The sequence below is a fragment of the Brackiella oedipodis DSM 13743 genome, from assembly GCF_000621025.1.
In the GTDB taxonomy this organism is placed as follows: Bacteria; Pseudomonadota; Gammaproteobacteria; order Burkholderiales; family Burkholderiaceae_B; genus Oligella; species Oligella oedipodis.
This window is the reverse complement of the sequence record NZ_KK211206.1, coordinates 115924-133960: the sequence shown is the minus strand read 5'-3', so window position 1 is coordinate 133960 and position 18037 is coordinate 115924. Positions and strand designations below refer to the sequence as shown.

General features: G+C 46.9%; 13 protein-coding genes. 6 read left to right on the top strand and 7 right to left on the bottom strand.

Annotated elements, in window-relative coordinates; all coding sequences use genetic code 11:
• Nucleotide 1: 1 nt before the first annotated feature.
• The gene (locus Q335_RS0107125; protein WP_028358030.1) at nt 2-292 is read right to left on the bottom strand and encodes a hypothetical protein; all 291 of its coding nucleotides are present in this window, start codon (nt 290-292) and stop codon (nt 2-4) included.
• A 287-nt stretch (nt 293-579) separates the two neighbouring features.
• On the opposite strand from Q335_RS0107125, the gene gmk reads away from it, so the two are divergent.
• From gmk to Q335_RS0107110, 3 genes are all read left to right on the top strand, one after another.
• Nucleotides 580-1209, top strand: a complete 630-nt coding sequence (gmk, locus tag Q335_RS0107120) for a guanylate kinase (RefSeq protein ID WP_028358029.1) — start codon at nt 580-582, stop codon at nt 1207-1209.
• A 169-nt stretch (nt 1210-1378) separates the two neighbouring features.
• The gene (rpoZ, locus tag Q335_RS0107115; RefSeq protein WP_028358028.1) at nt 1379-1585 is read left to right on the top strand and encodes a DNA-directed RNA polymerase subunit omega; all 207 of its coding nucleotides are present in this window, start codon (nt 1379-1381) and stop codon (nt 1583-1585) included.
• 36 nt (nt 1586-1621) lie between these two features.
• Nucleotides 1622-3892 carry a RelA/SpoT family protein gene (locus tag Q335_RS0107110; RefSeq protein ID WP_028358027.1) on the top strand — a complete coding sequence of 757 codons (2271 nt, stop codon included), beginning with the start codon at nt 1622-1624 and terminating at the stop codon, nt 3890-3892.
• A 925-nt stretch (nt 3893-4817) separates the two neighbouring features.
• Here the strand turns inward: Q335_RS0107110 and Q335_RS0107105 are convergent.
• Nucleotides 4818-6776 (bottom strand): SurA N-terminal domain-containing protein, encoded by a 1959-nt coding sequence (locus Q335_RS0107105; RefSeq protein WP_028358026.1) that lies wholly within the window; start codon nt 6774-6776, stop codon nt 4818-4820.
• Nucleotides 6777-6907: 131 nt separating this feature from the next.
• On the opposite strand from Q335_RS0107105, the gene Q335_RS0107100 reads away from it, so the two are divergent.
• Nucleotides 6908-7786 carry a 23S rRNA (adenine(2030)-N(6))-methyltransferase RlmJ gene (locus Q335_RS0107100; protein ID WP_028358025.1) on the top strand — a complete coding sequence of 293 codons (879 nt, stop codon included), beginning with the start codon at nt 6908-6910 and terminating at the stop codon, nt 7784-7786.
• On the opposite strand, the gene greB is transcribed toward Q335_RS0107100, so the two are convergent.
• From greB to Q335_RS0107085, 3 genes are all read right to left on the bottom strand, one after another.
• Nucleotides 7761-8324 carry a transcription elongation factor GreB gene (greB, locus tag Q335_RS0107095; RefSeq protein WP_028358024.1) on the bottom strand — a complete coding sequence of 188 codons (564 nt, stop codon included), beginning with the start codon at nt 8322-8324 and terminating at the stop codon, nt 7761-7763. The two genes, Q335_RS0107100 and greB, sit on opposite strands and share 26 nt — an antisense overlap.
• Nucleotides 8317-9249 carry an alpha/beta fold hydrolase gene (locus Q335_RS0107090; protein WP_028358023.1) on the bottom strand — a complete coding sequence of 311 codons (933 nt, stop codon included), beginning with the start codon at nt 9247-9249 and terminating at the stop codon, nt 8317-8319. The genes greB and Q335_RS0107090 overlap by 8 nt, the downstream gene beginning before the upstream one ends.
• 119 nt (nt 9250-9368) lie before the next feature.
• Nucleotides 9369-11885 carry a DNA internalization-related competence protein ComEC/Rec2 gene (locus tag Q335_RS0107085; RefSeq protein ID WP_051532379.1) on the bottom strand — a complete coding sequence of 839 codons (2517 nt, stop codon included), beginning with the start codon at nt 11883-11885 and terminating at the stop codon, nt 9369-9371.
• A gap of 106 nt (nt 11886-11991) precedes the next feature.
• Between Q335_RS0107085 and Q335_RS0107080 the strand changes: the two genes are divergently transcribed.
• On the top strand, nt 11992-12630 hold the full coding sequence (locus Q335_RS0107080) for a carbonic anhydrase (protein ID WP_028358021.1): 639 nt from the start codon (nt 11992-11994) through the stop codon (nt 12628-12630).
• A 109-nt stretch (nt 12631-12739) separates the two neighbouring features.
• Here Q335_RS0107080 and Q335_RS0107075 read toward each other — a convergent pair whose 3' ends face one another.
• The gene (locus Q335_RS0107075) at nt 12740-13549 is read right to left on the bottom strand and encodes an OmpA family protein (RefSeq protein ID WP_028358020.1); all 810 of its coding nucleotides are present in this window, start codon (nt 13547-13549) and stop codon (nt 12740-12742) included.
• Between the two features lie 398 nt (nt 13550-13947).
• On the opposite strand from Q335_RS0107075, the gene djlA reads away from it, so the two are divergent.
• Complete coding sequence (gene djlA, locus Q335_RS0107070; protein ID WP_028358019.1) at nt 13948-14829, top strand: co-chaperone DjlA; 882 nt, start codon at nt 13948-13950, stop codon at nt 14827-14829.
• A 463-nt stretch (nt 14830-15292) separates the two neighbouring features.
• Here djlA and Q335_RS10315 read toward each other — a convergent pair.
• Nucleotides 15293-18037, bottom strand: a 2745-nt coding sequence (locus Q335_RS10315) for a YadA-like family protein (protein WP_028358018.1), incomplete at its 5' end; no start/stop codon positions are given.

Genomic DNA, 18037 nt, shown 5'->3' with positions numbered 1-18037 from the left:
CTTATTGGCCTGCTGCCGCATTGCCAGTAAAGGCTTTGAGTGATTTAGCCGCGGTTTGGGCTTCGGCCGATTGTGCCGCGGTTTGAGCCTGTTGCGATTGAGCCGAACCGTCTTCGCCGGCTAACTCTTTGGCCATTGCCGCTGTTTGCGAGCGCACCACTTGACCAAAAAGCTGATACACAGCGATGGCGGCGACAGCCACCAAGGCGACGATAATAATGTATTCGGTCATGGCTTGACCGCATTGACGGATGAGGGATTTGGATGACGTCTGAGGCTTGATTGTGTGCATGTTGATCTCCTTAAAGTAGGATTTAAGTTTGCCCAATCACCATCAGCACAACAATCGTCTAAAGTCACGATGGATATTTACCAGCATGACCGATTCCAAAACTGACATAACGCTTGAGGCAAGCAAAAATTGCCTTCAATAGCGTCGCAGCCAGATACGCATCACGGCTTTTTTACGTTAAAATGATCGATATTTTTACTTGCACGGTCTAGGCGCAAATCTATCCTTGAGCGCTATTCGCTTTCCTTGACTCGCCGCCGCGGCCGCATTGTTTTAAAGAGAGCTTTATGTCCAAGACGCCTGGCAATATATTTATGGTGGTTGCGCCCAGTGGTGCTGGTAAATCCAGTCTAGTCAATGCCTTATTACAACAAGATAAAAATATCGGTTTGTCAATTTCATGCACTACGCGCGCACCGCGCCAAGGCGAAGTGCACGGTAAACACTATTTCTTTGTCTCTGAAGACCAATTCAAAAGCATGCAAGCCAATGGTGAACTGCTGGAATCAGCCCATGTGCATGGCAATTACTACGGCACCCCTAAGCAGTATGTTGAGCAACAATTAGCCGCAGGTCACGACATCCTCCTTGAAATCGATTGGCAAGGGGCGGCTCAAGTACGTCAACAATTTTCTGATTTAATCGATATTTTCATCTTGCCACCTTCCCTTGAAGCCCTGAAAGAACGTTTACAAAATCGTGGCCAAGACAGCGCCGACGTTATCGAACGCCGTATAAATGGCGCCGCCACAGAAATCAAGCATGCCCTTGATTGTGAATATGTTATTATTAATAATGACTTTAATGCCGCCTTACAACAGCTGCAGCAAATTGTAAACACCGCCCGTCTTCGCGGTGCTACGCAAGCGAAATTACACGCAGAATTGTTTGCAAGTTTAGGTGTTTTGACTCATTAAAGAATTTGTAAAGTAAACGCCAGACGTCATGATTTCAAAGCCAAACCTGTTTTTGGCTTTTTTAGGTTTTTATGCGTATATTTTCGGTGTTTATTTTTCTTTAAAATGATGGTATTAGTGCAACCGTTTTGCACATTTTCCTCACTCATAATAGATAATTCAAATTACTATGGCACGTATTACTGTTGATGATTGCTTAGAACATATTCCTAATCGTTTTGATTTAACCCTGGCGGCGACTTACCGCGCACGCGAAATTGCCCAAGGTCACGAACCTCGCGTACCCGTCGATAATGACAAACCGACTGTGCTTGCCTTACGCGAGATTGCTCAAGATCTGACTGGCACCGAAATGCTACGCAAAGTTCCCGTCTAATTTCGCTGATCACCTCTTATTACATTAGGCCCTCGCATGAAGCGCAAAGATGCAGATCACCTGATCCAAGACCTGCGGCGTTCCTCGCCTTTTAGGCGACAGAATATTGCTGCAGGGCGCTTCGCCAAAAAAAGCACTCCCGCCCATATTGAGAATCCGGTTCGTTACACTTCTGACCTGATTGAATCCCTCCTCCAAAAAACCAATAATTATCTTCGTGCTAGCGACATCCAAACGCTGATTCAAGCCTTTGAATTTGCACGCAAAGCTCATGAAGGGCAAATGCGTAATAATGGGCTGCCTTATATCACACACCCGATTGCTGTTTGCGAAATTTGTGCTGGCTGGAAACTCGATATTAATGCCCTCTTAGCCGCTTTGTTGCACGATGTCATCGAAGATCAGGATGTCAGCAAAGAAGAGATCAGCGCGAGATTCAATCCCGATATTGCCGAACTGGTGGACGGGCTCACCAAACTCGATAAGCTGCAGTTTTCTTCTAAAGCCGAACAACAAGCCGAGAGTTTTCGCAAAATGTTGCTGGCCATGGCTCGCGATATCCGCGTTATCCTTGTCAAACTAGCCGATAGGCTGCACAATATGCGCACTCTCGATGGTGTTGGCCTCGAAAAAGCGCGTCGCGTCTCCAAAGAAACCAAAGAAATTTACGCACCCATCGCCGATAGACTGGGTCTGAATTCTTTGTATAGAGAATTTAATGATTTGTGCTTTCAGGGCATGTACCCCTATCGCTATGAGGTGCTTAGCAAGGCCTTAATGCATGCCAAAGGCAATCGCCGTGATGTGCTGAGCACTATTTTGGATAGTGTGCGTTCTGCCTTACCCGCTCAGGGCATTGAAGCCGATGTCCAAGCCCGTGAGAAATCGCTAGCCAGTATCTACAAGAAGATGAAAGGCAAGCGCAAGTCGTTTTCAGAGATCATGGATATTCACGGCTTTAGAATTGTCGTCAATACGCAGGCCGAATGCTATTTGGTATTAGGGATTTTGCATCAATTGTACCGACCCGTACCCGGCAAATTCAAAGACTATATTGCGCTGCCTAAACTCAACGGTTATCAATCTTTGCACACTACTCTGATTGGCCCCTACGGCATTTCGATCGAATTTCAGATTCGTACGCGCAATATGCAACAAATGTCCGAAAACGGCGTCATCTCACATTGGATGTACAAAAACAAAACCGATTTGAGTGATATTCAGCAGCAAACGCATCGCTGGATGGAGTCCTTGCTAGAGATCCAGAATAAGACCCGTGATTCGGCAGAATTTCTCGAACATGTCAAAATCGACTTGTTCCCAGATGCGGTTTTTGTACTTACGCCTAAGGGCCGCGTCGTGTCCCTACCTCGCAAAGCGACGCCCATAGATTTTGCATATGCGATTCACACCGATATTGGCAATCACATAAAATCCGTACGTATTAATCACAAGGCCGCCTCGATTAATACGCCATTACGTAGTGGTGATACGGTAGAGATTATCACCTCTCCCGAAGCGCAACCAAGTGCCGATTGGATTGAATTTGTTCGCACGGGACGCGCGCGCTCAGAAATTCGTAATTATCTACGCAACCATAATTATGCCGACTCCGTCAGCTTCGGCAAAAAAGTCCTCAAACAAGCTCTGGATAATCTCGGCATTCAGATGCCTGCCGATGACGATCCATTCTGGCACGAACTCGTGAAATCTTCCGATGCCAGTAGTCTTGAAGAGATTTTCCTCGATATCGGTTTGGGTAATCGCCTAGCTTCTGTTGTTGCCCGTCGCTTCTTGACCAATGATCCGCTGCTCGCCACGACCGCTGCCCTTTTAGACGAAAAAGACAGCCGTGACAAAGCTCCTATCTTGATTCAAGGCCGCGAGGGTCAATCCGTACAATTAGCACCGTGCTGTATGCCAATCCCAGGCGATGCCATCACCGCTGTTCTACGCCCAGGTCATGGTTTGGTGGTCCATTGCCAAGACTGCCCTGTGGCCGTGCGCCAAAAACATCGTGAACCTGAGCGTTGGGTGAATGTGGCCTGGGACGATGCGCCTAGCAAGCATTTACATACACGCATCGAAGTCATTGTTGAAAAAGATCGGGGTGTATTGGGCGCCATCATGATGCAAATTGCGGCCGAAGATGCCAATATTGTCCATATTAGTACCAAGGACCAAGATACTAACGTCCACGTTGTCCTGCTGACCCTAGAAGTAGAAAACCGCAATCATCTGGCACGCATTATCCGCCGTGTGCGCCGTATTAAGGCCGTCTACAAAGTCAAACGCCTCAAGGGCTAATCTACGGCGCGACAGACCGTTCATCATTGCTTAGCTATTTTTCTGTGTCGACCTATTGAGCAAGGATAGCATGATGAGCCCGCCTTTTGGCTTTCGTATTATCTTTTTTAAAAACCGCCCATAGCGCTCAATAATCATCCACTTACCGCGCGACCTCTGTTTATTGACGACGCCCGCCTGCACTACCAAAAACGTCGTCTATGCGCTTGATCGATTTGTTTTTGTGGTGTTGAGTCACGCAACGCTACGCTTATTTGTACTTTTTTTGCTTTTTAAGTCCTTCGCTCCTCTAAGACTTCTCACCCTCGACTTCATTTGGTATGTTCTCAGTTTCAATAAAAAGCCCCGCTGCTTACACGATAGCGAGGCTAAGCAAAGTTTACGCGCGTTGTGAAAACGTAAGCTCAGCACGACTTAGCTAATTGAAAGCATCACCTTAGCGGTTCTTTTAGGTGAACACCACTATTATTATTTATCCTAATAAGCACCCTAAATCGGCCCCACAGATTCACGGCCCTACGCTACAAAGAGCTAAATTAACACTGCAATACGGTGCGCTAACCGCTTGTTCTATTAAGCAACGGCGAACGCCAGTGCCTCGCCAACGCCAAGACCAACCTTTAGCGTCCCCCCTCCTCAATTATCGACATAACATACATACCCGTATTACAGTCAAAAGCAAACTCACCATGGCTGCTTACCATCGGTGTTGCTGGCTGCGGCTTGCCTACCAGCGGTCGTCTTAAATACTTGTCACCTCACACAAATCAATCATACTTACCTCATCTAGCGCTACCTGTTCAAGCAACTCTGCCTAAGCGCAAACCACGTCACTACCCACAAAGCACACATAAATAGCCATAAAAAAAACCATGGTATCTAGGACACCATGGGTCTTCAGCCACATTAATCTGAGGTAGGCGATTTAGTTATCGGCATCATCGGCCTCGATAACCTCCTTGATATTTTTTTCTTGGAGTTTGAGCCCCACCTGTTGGCGTAACTCAGCTAAGACGGATTTTTCGAGTTGAGCCTGTGCCGGGAAATAAAGCATAGGGGTTTGTTGACGCAATTGCGCAATTCGCTGTGGCGAACCAGCTTCGACTTTTTCGACACGGGCTATGCCAAATGCCCCCGGTAAATCAAAACTTGCATACGCTGGAAGCTTGTCAGCATCGACACGCATAATGGCATTGACTTGATCATTGGCCAAGCCCGCGCTCATGAGATCCTGACGGGTGACTGTCTGAGCTGATTCAAAGCTCTTGAGTAAGGCCTGGTTATCAGGCGAGGTTTGCAAGGCCTTGAGTAGCTCTTGACCCTCTGCTTTGGCGATTTGCTCGGCTTGCGCAAATTTGAGCTGTTGCTCCACTTGATCTTTGACCTCTTGGAATTCTGGCACGCGAGCTTTATGGTTTTCAGTGACACGTACCACCAATAATTCACCGGGTGACAACTCAATCACGGGCGAGTTATGACCAGTCATGCCATCACTGCTAAATAAATAGTCCAAGACGCGGGGTTGAGCAAAGATTTTTTTGGCTTCGTCTGAGATGTCCTTTTGAGCGTCTGCATGCAAGCCACTACGGCTAATACCATCAACCGTGTGAAGTTTGAGATCGAGTTGCTCCGCTACGGGTTGTAAGTCGTTACGACTTGATTCGATAGCATTGCTAAGCGAATTCGATAATTCGGAAAATTTATCGGCGGCTTTTTGCTCTTTGATCTCTTTGCTGAGTTGATCCTTAACCTCGTCAAAACTACGTTTGTTGGCCGCGGCGATTTTTTGGACATAGATGATATGCAGATCTTGACCGATTTGAATCGGCTCACGCACACCAATGGTATCGTCGCCAAAGACCACCTTATCGAAGTCAGGAATATCACCCTTCGTGAGCATACCTAAACTACCACCGGTGTTTTTAGTGCCGGCGTCTGCAGAATGCTCTTTGGCCAAGGCCGCGAATTGCTCGGGGTGCTCATGAGCGGTTTGGTAGATTTCTTGCGCTTCTTGCTTAACCTTTTGGGCGGCATCCGCTTGGCTTGGTAAATGCAACTGAATATGGCTTACTTGGCGACGCTCGGTCCCAGCAAAACGCGATTGATTATTTTTGTAATAGGTTTGGAGATCTTGTTCGGAGGGCTGATCAACTAATTTAAGGGTGGATTCTTTGTTAAGAAGAATATAATCAGCATCTACCATCGCAGGTACTTCAAATGCTTGTTGGTGCTCTTTGTACCAAGACTGTGCATCCTCATCATTCACGGCATGCGTTTTGTCAAGGTAATTAGAGGCTTCAAAAAGACGCATTCTAACAGTGCGTTGCTCAGCTTGCGCCTTGATAATGGCATCATTGATGGCATTTGGTACATTGAAGTTATTAACAATCGGCGCGACGACTTGCTGCTCGGCTTCGGTGTAACGCATTTGTTGTTGAAATTGCTGCGGCGTAACATTGGAGTATTGCAGCACTTCAAGATACGTTTTTTGGTCAAATTTACCATTTTTGCGGAAAGCGGGCTCACTTGCAATCGCCTGTTGTACCATTTTGTCAGTGGCACTGTAGTGTTGTTGTCGCATCACTTCGCCAATGACCAGGCCGTCGATCATATGATCAAGCCAGATCTGGCGGTTGGCGGGCGTATCAGCTCGATGCACATCAAACTTCTCACCTTGCTCTCTTTGCATTTGATTCAGACGGTTACGCCAGCTCTCATTAAAGGCGGCTGCGGTGATTTTTTGGCGATCCACTTTGGCTAAATAACTGCCATCTGAAACTAAGCTTTGGTAGTCTCCAGCGCCCCAAAAAATAAAAGAAGGCACCACAATCACAAAGATCAAAAACATGACCCACTTCTGGTGCTTACGAATAAACTCTAACATGCAAGAAACCTAGGCGTTAAATTGATAAAAGTAAATAGGCTATTTTAAATTGAATTCACGAATTGGTGAACATTTAGGAGGGATTTTTATAAACTAATAAGGGTATTTCTTTATTTTTGGGTATTTTTACTTTGTTTAGTTACCGACACGCCTTTCATGCGGGCAATCATGCCGATGTACTCAAACACAGCGTTTTGATTCACATCCTGCAACACCTCAACAAAAAAGACAAAGCTTATAGCGTGATCGATTGTCATGCAGGTGCTGGTGTATACGACTTAGATAGTGAATGGGCGGCGACTAATCAAGAATTTGCCACGGGAGTGAGCGCCTTGATTGAGCAAGCGCAAGTTATCGAATCCAGCTCCCTATTACACGCTTATATTCACACTATTGGCGCACTCAATTCCGAGCCCAATGGCGCGTTAACCGTCTATCCAGGGTCGCCATGGTTGTGTTTAGAATACATGCGTGACCACGATCGCTTGCATTTATTTGAGTGGCATGCAACTGAGTTTGCGAACCTTCAAGCCAATATTGCCTATCAAGACAGCGACATCCAAAAACAAGTCAAGCTTTATCATGACAATGGCTTTACGGCGCTTAAGGCCTTATTACCACCCCCGAGCCGCCGGGGGCTTATTCTTATCGATCCTTCTTATGAGGACAAAAACGATTATGTCGCGGTGCTAAAGGCCTGCCAAGAAGGCTTTAAACGTTTTGCCACTGGCACCTATATGATTTGGTACCCCTTAGTGCATCGTCCTCAGGTGGCAAGCTTACTCGAAGGTCTAAAAAACCTGTGTGGCCAGTCTTTAGGCTACGTGCACGCCGCCTTGCAAATCAGTGCCATACCCAAGGGGGGACATGGTTTATATGGTAGTGGTGTTTTTGTCATCAACCCACCCTATACGCTAGGCCCCGCTCTCGCGCAGGCCTTGCCTATCTTGCAACAGTGCTTAACGCAGGATCAAGCGGCCCAGTTTACGCTTGAGCAACAGGATAAGTAACCGAGAGAATCTCTAACTCTTGCTCACCGGCGGGGGTGCGTAAGGTCACCACATCACCTTCGTGAGCCTTGGTGAGGGCGCGCGCCACTGGAGAAATCCAACTGATCTTGCCTTGCAAGGGATCGGCTTCATCCACCCCCACAATTGTGACCGTAAACTCCTGCTCATCTTGGTCCATGTATGCTACCGTGGCACCAAAAAACACCTGATCTTTGTTGGGCTGTTGCTCTGGATCGACAACCTCCGCCTTATCGAGCCTCTTGGTTAAAAAACGAATCCGACGGTCGATTTCACGTAGGCGTTTTTTACCATACAAGTAGTCACCATTTTCAGAACGATCACCATTTGAGGCAGCCCACGACACCACCGACACGACATCTGGCCTCTCCGTCGTCATCAAGTGCGTGAGTTCATCACGAAGTTTTTGATAACCTTGGCGTGTGATGTAGTTTTTAGTGCCAGCAGGCAAAGGAGAAGCCTCCGCTTCGAGGTCATCGTCTGGCTCGTTATCGTTTTCTTTTACAAAAGCTTTATTCATCGAACAAAAAATCTTTAAGGACGGTAATCTGATTATCGGGTAAAAGGGTGGGTGCATGACCTTGCTTGGCAAAACTGACGACGTGGGTATTGTCGTTCATGCTTTGCATTTTTTTGACGGTTTTTTTGGAGAGTAAATCGGACTCTTCACCATGCAACACTAAAATTGGACATGGAATATGCGAGTAGGCATTCCACATCAGCTCTTCGATGCGATTTTTGGTCTCGTCACTATACTCATGTTCAAAGGCTTGAGCAATACTTAAATCGTATTTTTGTTGCCATTGACCGTTGGCCTCGATTAAGCCAACACGCGTGAACTCCTGCCATTGTTCTTCATTGAGCGGACCAAAGGGCGCACAACGTATCTTGGTGCGATTGACCGCCTCCTCAAAGGTGGCATAAGACTGTGGCTGCCCCACGTACTTAGCGATCCGTTTGAGTGCGGCCTCATCGATGGTAGGCGCCACATCGTTGAGCACCATTTTATTGAACAAAAAGCGATACGGCGGCAGTTCAAACACGGTGGGCGCATTGGCAAAACTATTGACCTTGAGCGCCGACCAACCCGCTAAACCTAAGCCGATAAGCCCCCCCATAGAGGTACCAATATAATCGATGTGGTCGGCATTGATACGTGCCAATAAGGCGACACAATCAGCCATGTATTGGGGCACAGTATAAAAATCAGGGTTTATTAGGGTATCCGACGCGCCCCTACCGACTATATCTGGGCATACTACGCGGTAATAATCAGCAAAGGTACGCGCGACCTTATCAAAATCCCTGCCATTACGCGTGAGACCATGGACACAGAGCAAGACCCGAGGATTCGCGGAATCGCCCCACTCCCAATACGCCATGCGATGAAAACCCGCTTGGCTAATGCAAGGGACGTAATGTAAACGAGGTTGTGATTGCGCCATAAGCTCACCTTTTGTGAAATAAATACACCCAAACTAAGAACATAATAAATAGCACCTACCTTTTTTTATGCTACCCCAGATCGCGGGGCTTTGCCATCCTTGGGCCTTAGAAATAGGCCTTATTCGTACCAATAACGAGCGCGCTGCTGGCGCTCCGTATACCAATGCAAGCCAGTGACATCAGAATTGACGGTAACGGCACCTTGCTTGGCAGTATTAAAAAAAAGCGCCTGCTGGTGCTGCCAACGTTGCACCACCTCAGGTCGTGGATGTCCAAATTTATTCCATAAACCAGCTTGCGCAATCACTAGTTGTGGCTGCGTCGCCGCCACAAATGGCGCCGATGAGGAACTGGCCGAACCATGGTGCGGTGCCATGACGACATCACTACTGAGCTTATAGTGGTGCATCATGGCCAATTCTTGCGCCTGACCTATATCCCCTGTTAAGATCGCTGAATGAAACTTACCCTGAACGCGTAGGACACAACTCATGGCGTTATTGGCTTTGTTGGCAAGGCGTCCCTGCGCATAACGCTCAGGGGCGGGCCAAACAAATTCAAATCTAACCCCATCTAGGCTAAAACGTTGCCCCGCATAGCAAGGCGCCGCCATCATTTGCGGATAGCGTGGCGTATAGGCTTTGTGCAGACGCTGGCTATCGTCCTGTAACCATTTATCCAAGCGAAAAGGCGCATAAGCTAAGGTTACCGGGATTTGCGACACTAACTCTGCATAACCACCGACATGATCTAAGTCACTATGGGAAATAATCAAGCGATCCAACTGCTTGATATGCAAACTACGTAAAACAGGCAAAATCACCTGATTGGCTGACTCTAGCTGATAACTGCGTCGTAAGCCGCTATCGAACAGTATATGATGCTTGGCGGTACTAATCAGCACACTCCCCCCTTGACCAATATCTAAGGCGACTAAGCGCCAAGTACCCTCAGTCGCGCTGGGCGGTTGGCGCCACCATAACGCCAACACAGGCACTAGCCATAAGACATGGGCACGACTTAAGCGACTCAGGTGTAGGGCATAAAGCCCTAGCAGACTCAAGCCAAGCCCCCACCATGTAGGCTGTCCCGTATCCCAGATCGCCCAGGTACCCGTACATAGCCAATGTGTAAAATCCAGCGTATAAGCGAGAACGGCATGAATAACATCCGCCAAATAGCCCTTCAAGCTCGTTAAGCCTGGTATCCACACCCACACTGCAAAAAATAGACTCAGCGGTGTGACAATACTACCCACCACAAAAATCGCATACAGATTCACCAAGGGCGCCAATACTGACACCTGACTAAAGAACAACATCAACACGGGCGCTAAGCCAAAAAAGATTAAAAGTTGACTTGCGCAATACTGCTTTATAAAAAGCCAGAAGCGCTGCTTAGTCGAGCTGCCCTTTTGTGTTTTTTTGAATAATAAAGTCAGCCACCATACAGCCATAAAGGATAAAAAGAAACCGGGACTGAGCAGCGCCCAAGGATCCAATAAAATAATACAATTGGCGGCCAATAACAACACGACAAAGGTAGAGGCATTGAGGCGCAAGCGCTGAGCTATCACCACAAAAAACAGCATCAGAAAACTGCGTTGCGCTGGGATCCCCCACCCCGCCAATAAGCTATAAGCGAGCGCAGCCAGCAGCCCTAGACTGAGCGCTGTCGCTTGAGCGGGACGGGACTCGGAGAGCCGTTTACCGCGATAGCTCAGCCATGACCAAAGCCGTGTGACTAACTGCAGCGTCAAGAGCGCGCATAAGCCGATATGCGTGCCACTGATGGCTACTAAATGACTAATCCCTGCCTTTTTAAAGAGTTGCCAATCCTCTGCCTTAATGCCTTGCTGATCACCTAACACCAAGGCCAATAAGACCCCGCCATAGGGCTTATCCTGCCAATAGCTTTGCAAACGCTGGCGCAACTGGTAGCGGATTTTTTGTAGCCAAATAGACAAACTCAAAGGCGTGTCGTAAAGCACCCCTTTAGGCTCGCTTTTAATCGTGCCAAGTGCACGAATACCCTGACTGAGCAGATAAGCACGCCGATCACTTTGCCCTGGATTGAGTAAAGATTCAGGTCGCTTGAGTAAGGCATAAAACGCTAAGGTATCACCAGGTTTAATAGGGGGAACTGTGCGTGTGGGTTTGGCTTGCGTATAAGGCCCGGCCCAAGGCGCCAGCGCATAGCTTAAGCGAATTTGCCTAGGAATCCCCTGCGACGGCCGTGATTGTAGTACCTTGGCATCAAACTGCAGAGAGGTATCATTTATCTGTGGTAAACCACTGACCTGCACAAGCAAATAGGCCGTTTGATGATTATGACTATCTGCTAATTGATCACTAAAACGCGTTTGCAGGCGCCATGCCAAGTAGCTAAACACCAGCAACACGTATATAAGCAGGACCAAGCCAGCACGCCAACGAGTGTTGGGCAGCCACACTGACAGGTAGGGGCAATAACTCAATAAATACAACACGAGCCCCAAGCCGCATAAAATGGCCGCCCAGTAGACACACCGAGTACTAGCTAATGTGGGCAAGCTCTGTAAGCCAGCACACAGGCTAGGCGCAATAAATAAATAAAAAACACCCTTGTAGTTACTGAAGTTATAAGCTTGGTGCATGATGCCCGTCACCTAAATGTCTGCGTATTTCTGAGCAAACTTAAGCTTAAGGCTTTTGAAAAACGTTAAAATAGCATGTTGCTATTTTTATCCCATAAGGTCTGAAATGTTTCCTAAACGCTTAAAAGCGGGCTACCAAGAATTTTTGCATGGTCGCCTAGAAGAACAAAAAAAAGTCTACAAAAAACTCGGAGAATTAGGTCAAAACCCTGACATCATGGTCATTGCCTGTGGTGACTCTCGCGTCGCACCCGAAACCATTTTTAATGCCAATCCAGGAGAGATTTTTACGGTGCGCAATATCGCTAATATTGTGCCGCCTTGCGAATCCGCCAGTATAGAAACCTCTTATCACGGTACCAGCGCCGCCATCGAATTTGCGGTCGAAGCCCTCAAAGTCAAACATATCGTTATTATGGGTCATGCCAGCTGTGGCGGCGTAGCGGCGTTTGCGAACAATGCCGCGCCGCTGACGAAACGCAATTTTATTGGTAAATGGATGTCACAGATTGAGCCCATTAAAGAAAAAGTCGGTCCTCAAGGTGAAGATAAAGCCGCTTGGATCCAAAAAATGGAATGGGCCGTGGTTGAGTACAGTATGAATAATTTGCTCACCTTCCCTAATGTCAAAGCGCGAGTCGATGCCGGTGAATTGCAAATTCATGGGGCGTATTTTGGGATTGCGACAGGTGTGTTGTTTGTGCGCAATGAACGCACAGGCCAATTCGAACCCTTTCAAGAATAAGGACGGCATACACCGCCCCGTGCTTACAAGCTCAATAAAAAAAGCCGAACCTAATACGCATAACGAATAGGTTCGGCTTTTTGTTGGCGTTGGTATAAGTTAATAAAACTTAGTTGCTCGCTTGTTGAGCGGCTTTAACTACACCAGAACCGGCTACTTCAACGTCGACACGACGGTCAGCTTGCAAGCAAGAAATTAAGTCTTTACGACCTAAGTCTTTGGAGCAATTGCTCACAGGGCTTTGTGGGCCTAAACCGCGGACTTGAATGCGATCAGCAGGGATACCGTGACCAGTTAAGTAATCAGCAACAGTTTGCGCGCGTTTTTGGGATAGGCGCACATTGTAGTCGTGGTTACCTAGACGGTCGGTATAACCCGTCACAGTAATGCCTTGGAAGCGATCGAATTGAGAGATTTTTTGGACAAGTTCATCTAATTTGCTTTGCGCACCAGCACGTAAGTCAGATTTATCGAAAGCAAATAAAGCGTCAGACGCTAAGGTAAAGCGTTGTGGTTTAGCTTGACCGCAAACCGCGTCTGCTGGATCAACCGCTTTCCAGAAGAAGCTGCGAGTCAAACGATTATTGTCAAATAAGACTTTGAATTGGCAAGTCGTGATACCATTCGTACCTTGACCTGGGGTGTGGAAGTGGAATGTGTAATCCCATTCTTTAACACCGAAGAAGCCCTCACCGTGGTGCGGTCTGCCAATTAAGTAATAAAGTTGATCTTTAGTCATGCCCTCTTTGACTTGTTCAAGCGCTGTCAAATCAGGGAATGTACCTTTGGAAAGGTCTAGGTTAGTTTCAACATCTGGCCAAACTGGATCGTCTGTTTGACCGTCGTTAATATCAGATAAGTTACACGCGCTGAGTGCGAATGTACTTGCTAAGACCAATAAAGTTTTGTTTAGTTTCATAGTCACTCACTTAAAAAAAAGTTATTTCACAACAGTTACGCCCACACAACAAGCACAAAAAGCCATGATAAAAGTCAATTTATTGTAACATTAATAATATAAGCTCCCCACTGAAAACGTTAAAATCATCAATAATTACAAGGGTTTTCGCTTAAATTGACCGATTCTGTTGCATTCAGGCTACTTTTTTATAGCAAGGTATTATTAACAATTTATTTCATAGAACTACATACTTATCAAAGGCATAAAAACGGCATTAGATCACTAGCTTGCCAGTCAGTCTCGTGAGCTCATAAATTTGGTCTATCGGTTTTTTAGCTTGTATTCTTTTGATTTGTCTATATATTCTTAGGTATTGTCCAACCCGCACTGGTCTCCAGCACTCTAGAGTTTCAATTATGCTTTTTGCTTTTTTTATATTTATCGTCATATGCTCACTCATTGGTATGCAACAGGCCAAAAAAATCACCTCTTCCGCCGAAAACCTTGAAAAAGCGGGCTATGCTCCTAATAAATATTTTCGCTCACAGATTTTTAATCAGGTCTTTACCCCACAGCATTATTTATTGACTTGTTTATTTAGTCTTTTGGGGGCTTTTTCCAAAGCCAAAGGTGTGGTCGATAGCGATGATATTGATTATGCCAATGATTTACTCGATCAGATGTTAATCCAAGGTACGTCGCGCAGCCATCTTCAGCAGCGTTTTAACGAGGGTAAACAAGCGAATTTTTCGGTAGAAAATCTTCTTTCGGAGATGAGCTACTCCCTAACCAATTCGAGTCAACTGACGAATAATATTTTTAATATTCTCTTGCAGTCTGAACCCTTCCCGAGTGCTGAGCAATTGGCCTTATTAGCCAAAATCGCCCCCTATGCTGGCGTCAGCGCCGAAGAATTTAATATCATCATCACGAATATGACAGGTCGCCCCTACTACAATAAGCAAAGTACTTGGCAACAAGGGGCTGGACGCCAACAACAGCACCATCAATACAGTTATGGTAGTTCTCAACAACGCCAATACCAGGGCGGGCGTGGTTATGCTGGCACGACCCAAAATCTCTCCGATAAAATTCAAAAAGCCTATCAAACGCTGGGGCTCATGCCTGATGCCAGTGAAGCGGATATCAAAAAAGCCTATCGTAAATTAATCAAAGAATTCCATCCAGACCGTTTTGCGGCACAAGATCTACCCAAAGAAATGCAAGAATACGCTAACAAAAAATGTCAAGAAATCAATGCGGCCTATGATTTAATTGGCAAAGCCAGAGGCTTTTAGACAAATCGTTTTAGTTTTAAGTAGTTTTAGCACTATGCACCCCTATACGATTAAGGATGGATTAACACTTATATTTAATGGGGCTTGTGGGACGTATTACTAAGCCATATTTTACAGATCTATCTAGAATCAAAATACTTCATTAGCTAAAACGAATCGCTTAGATCACATCTGTTAGCACTGATCAGTTAACAGCTACCTTGTCATCCCATGTGTAGCTGTTTTTTTATGCTTAGGAGTGTGCGTTAGAAAGCCGGTATTTGGATGGCCTCGATGGCCGTTATTGACTAGCGTGTTTTTTATTGGGAGTCCGGGCTCCGATTAGATATTGGCTTGTTATGTGAGTCTAGTACTACCCTACTTCACTCTCGTGAGCCTCCATAAACAAAGCCCTTGATATGACTATCAAGGGCTTTGTGAGGTTTAGCGAAGAGTTAAGTCAACGCTTAGGGCTGTATCAGCCTTAACGCCATCTGTAACCTACACTAGCTGAACCACCGACCTGACCACGACTATCGCCGGCGACAGAGCCTTTGATCAACCATTTGCCGTTTTCAGAGGCAGATGATAAACCAGCCGCATAACCGCCTTCACCTTCGAAGGTACCGCCACCGATAGCGAATACTGATTCACCCGGTTGTTGAGCTTGAACAAGACCAGCGGCAGCAAGAGCGGCTGCTGTACCTGCGCGAGCTTTATTACGTTCCTTACGAATTTCGTTTTCTAGACGATTAGTTTCGTTAGCAGTAGCCGTTGCCAATTGGTTCAATTGACCGACGTTTACAGCATCATTAGGTGCAAAACCTGGAGCCACATTGTGGACTTGGTTACCACCCATATTGATGGATGCGCCTGGTGCCACATTAATACCACCTTGACCTACGTTGAGAGTATTCGCGCTGACCACTTTAGAAGTGATAGAGTCAGCGGTTATGTCACCGTTGTAAGCTGGGGCTTGGCCATTAAAGCCGATATTAATGTTGGTACGTCCGTCTGGGCCTTCGCTTTGAGTCAAGACAATGCCATCAGAGTGAGTGAGACCCACTGTTGAACCTGCTGTTACAGCGACTGGCTCTTGACCATCTACAGCAAGGTTCCAACCTTTAGCGGCTTGATCAGCTTTGTCGTTCACCTCTTGGATGGCGTCAGTTAGGTTAGAGGCATTGGTACCACCAATGTCATTACCCACTAACTTACCGTCATCACCCATGGTGACACCTTGACCGAAGACATCAGCCACACTCTCACCGAAGTCATGTAATTGACCACCGTTGACCACATCCGTACTACCAGCAGCCACGCTACCAGCACCGACGTTACTAATGACAGTATTACCTGCATCAATGCCGTCTTTGCTAATGCTTGGACCCGTTGGTACGGTGTTGCCTTCAGCATCTTTCGCTGCGAAGAATAAGCCTTTGCTATCAATGATAGTGCTGGCGTTTTCGTCACCAAATTGAGCGCTATTAAGACCGACTAGGTTAGGGTTCAAGCCGTATTCAACATTGTGATCATCATTCAGCGTCACATTGAGGTTGTTACCTGCGTTGAACTTAACGGTTTGCTCAGGTGTTACGGTTTGCGTCGTGTCACCCACTGCAACGTTCCAACCTTTGCCTGCCGTACCCGCTGCATCATTAGCGGCTTTGATTGCATCCGTGATGGTGCTAGCACCCGTACCACCGATGTTTTCACCGACTAACTTACCGTCTTTGTAAGTGACACCGTCACCGAGGACGTCAGCGGTTGAATTACCTAACACACCCACACTGTTAGCGGTGTCGAACAAGGCATTAGCTAAATCGTTATCACGTTGAGCCAACTCTTGGTCGCGTGCAGCTAGAGCATCCGTCGCAGCAAACAACTGACCGCCGTTAATAGCGTCTTTGCTGTTGGCATTCACTTCACCATCCGCTAAGTTGGTGATTCGAGTGTTACCTGCATCGATACCGTCTTTAGAAATGCTAGGACCGACTGGAACAGTATTGCCTTCAGCATCTTTAGCAGCGAATAACAAGCCTTTGCCATCGATGATGGTGCTAGCGTTTTCGTCACCGAATTGAGCGCTGTTGAGACCGACAAGGTTAGGATTCAAGCCGTATTCAACATTGTGGCCGTCGTTAAGCGCGACGTTCAAGTTGCTACCGGCTGTAAAGTTAACCGTTTCGCCTGGAGCGACGTTTTGCGCTTCTGCGTCACCTGCAACAACGTTCCAACCTTTGCCTGCGGCGCCAGCTGCATCGTTAGCCGCTTGGATAGCGCCTGTGATGGTGTTAGCACCCGTACCACCGATGTTATTACCCACAAGTTTACCGTCTTGGTAAGTCACGCCATCACCGAGGACGTCAGCGGTGGTATTACCTAACACACCCACGCTGTTAGCGGTGTCGAACAAGGCATTAGCCAAATCGTCATCACGTTGTGCTAACTCTTGGTCACGTTTAGCTAGGCCTTCAGTGGTGTCGAACAAGGTGTTAGCCAAGTCTTTATCACGTTGAGCCAACTCTTGGTCGCGTGCAGCTAGAGCATCCGTCGCAGCAAACAACTGACCGCCGTTAATAGCGTCTTTGCTTTCTGCAGTTACATCACCGTCAGCGACGTTGGTCACTTTGAAGTTACCGGCATCAACACCTTCTTTAGTGATGCTAGGACCTTGATAACCTTCAGGATTTTCTTCTGTTACAGCGTCTTGGTTGATAAAGCGTAAGCCATCCGCTGCAAGTTTCAGATTATCCTCACGGATAGGTTCGCCTTTGGCATCGAGCTCACTATGAGCCAAGGTCACACCGTTTTGATCCACACGAGCAAGGCTATGTTTCTTGATTTCATCGTCAATCGTGACTCTCTCATCAATATTGAGATAATCAGCTTTCAACGTTGAAACAACACCGCCCTGGATATTTGGATCAGCCGCAGCGCCGTCAACTGGTGGCGTGCTAAGTGATTTATAGAAGACCACTTGATCACCTAAACCAATAGCGACTTTATTACCTTTTAGAGCGACATCGATATTACCATCGCCATCGAAGGTAACGGTATCACCTGGTTGGATGTCTTTAGTTTTACTACTCCAACCTTCACCGACCTCTAATGTCCAACCTTTGCCTGCGGCGCTAGCTGCATCGTTCGCCGCTTGGATAGCGCCTGTGATGGTGTTAGCACCGGTACCACCGATGTTATCACCGACTAACTTACCGTCTTGGTAAGT

Bases quoted from the DNA above. Each gene is read 5' to 3' on its own strand.
- greB (WP_028358024.1), bottom strand. From the start codon at position 8,324: ATGAATAAAGCTTTTGTAAAAGAAAACGATAACGAGCCAGACGATGAC.
- gmk (WP_028358029.1), top strand. From the start codon at position 580: ATGTCCAAGACGCCTGGCAATATATTTATGGTGGTTGCGCCCAGTGGT.
- Q335_RS0107085 (WP_051532379.1), bottom strand. From the start codon at position 11,885: ATGCACCAAGCTTATAACTTCAGTAACTACAAGGGTGTTTTTTATTTA.
- Q335_RS0107075 (WP_028358020.1), bottom strand. From the start codon at position 13,549: ATGAAACTAAACAAAACTTTATTGGTCTTAGCAAGTACATTCGCACTC.
- Q335_RS0107105 (WP_028358026.1), bottom strand. From the start codon at position 6,776: ATGTTAGAGTTTATTCGTAAGCACCAGAAGTGGGTCATGTTTTTGATC.
- Q335_RS0107125 (WP_028358030.1), bottom strand. From the start codon at position 292: ATGCACACAATCAAGCCTCAGACGTCATCCAAATCCCTCATCCGTCAA.
- djlA (WP_028358019.1), top strand. From the start codon at position 13,948: ATGCTTTTTGCTTTTTTTATATTTATCGTCATATGCTCACTCATTGGT.
- Q335_RS0107090 (WP_028358023.1), bottom strand. From the start codon at position 9,249: ATGGCGCAATCACAACCTCGTTTACATTACGTCCCTTGCATTAGCCAA.
- Q335_RS0107110 (WP_028358027.1), top strand. From the start codon at position 1,622: ATGAAGCGCAAAGATGCAGATCACCTGATCCAAGACCTGCGGCGTTCC.
- Q335_RS0107080 (WP_028358021.1), top strand. From the start codon at position 11,992: ATGTTTCCTAAACGCTTAAAAGCGGGCTACCAAGAATTTTTGCATGGT.
- rpoZ (WP_028358028.1), top strand. From the start codon at position 1,379: ATGGCACGTATTACTGTTGATGATTGCTTAGAACATATTCCTAATCGT.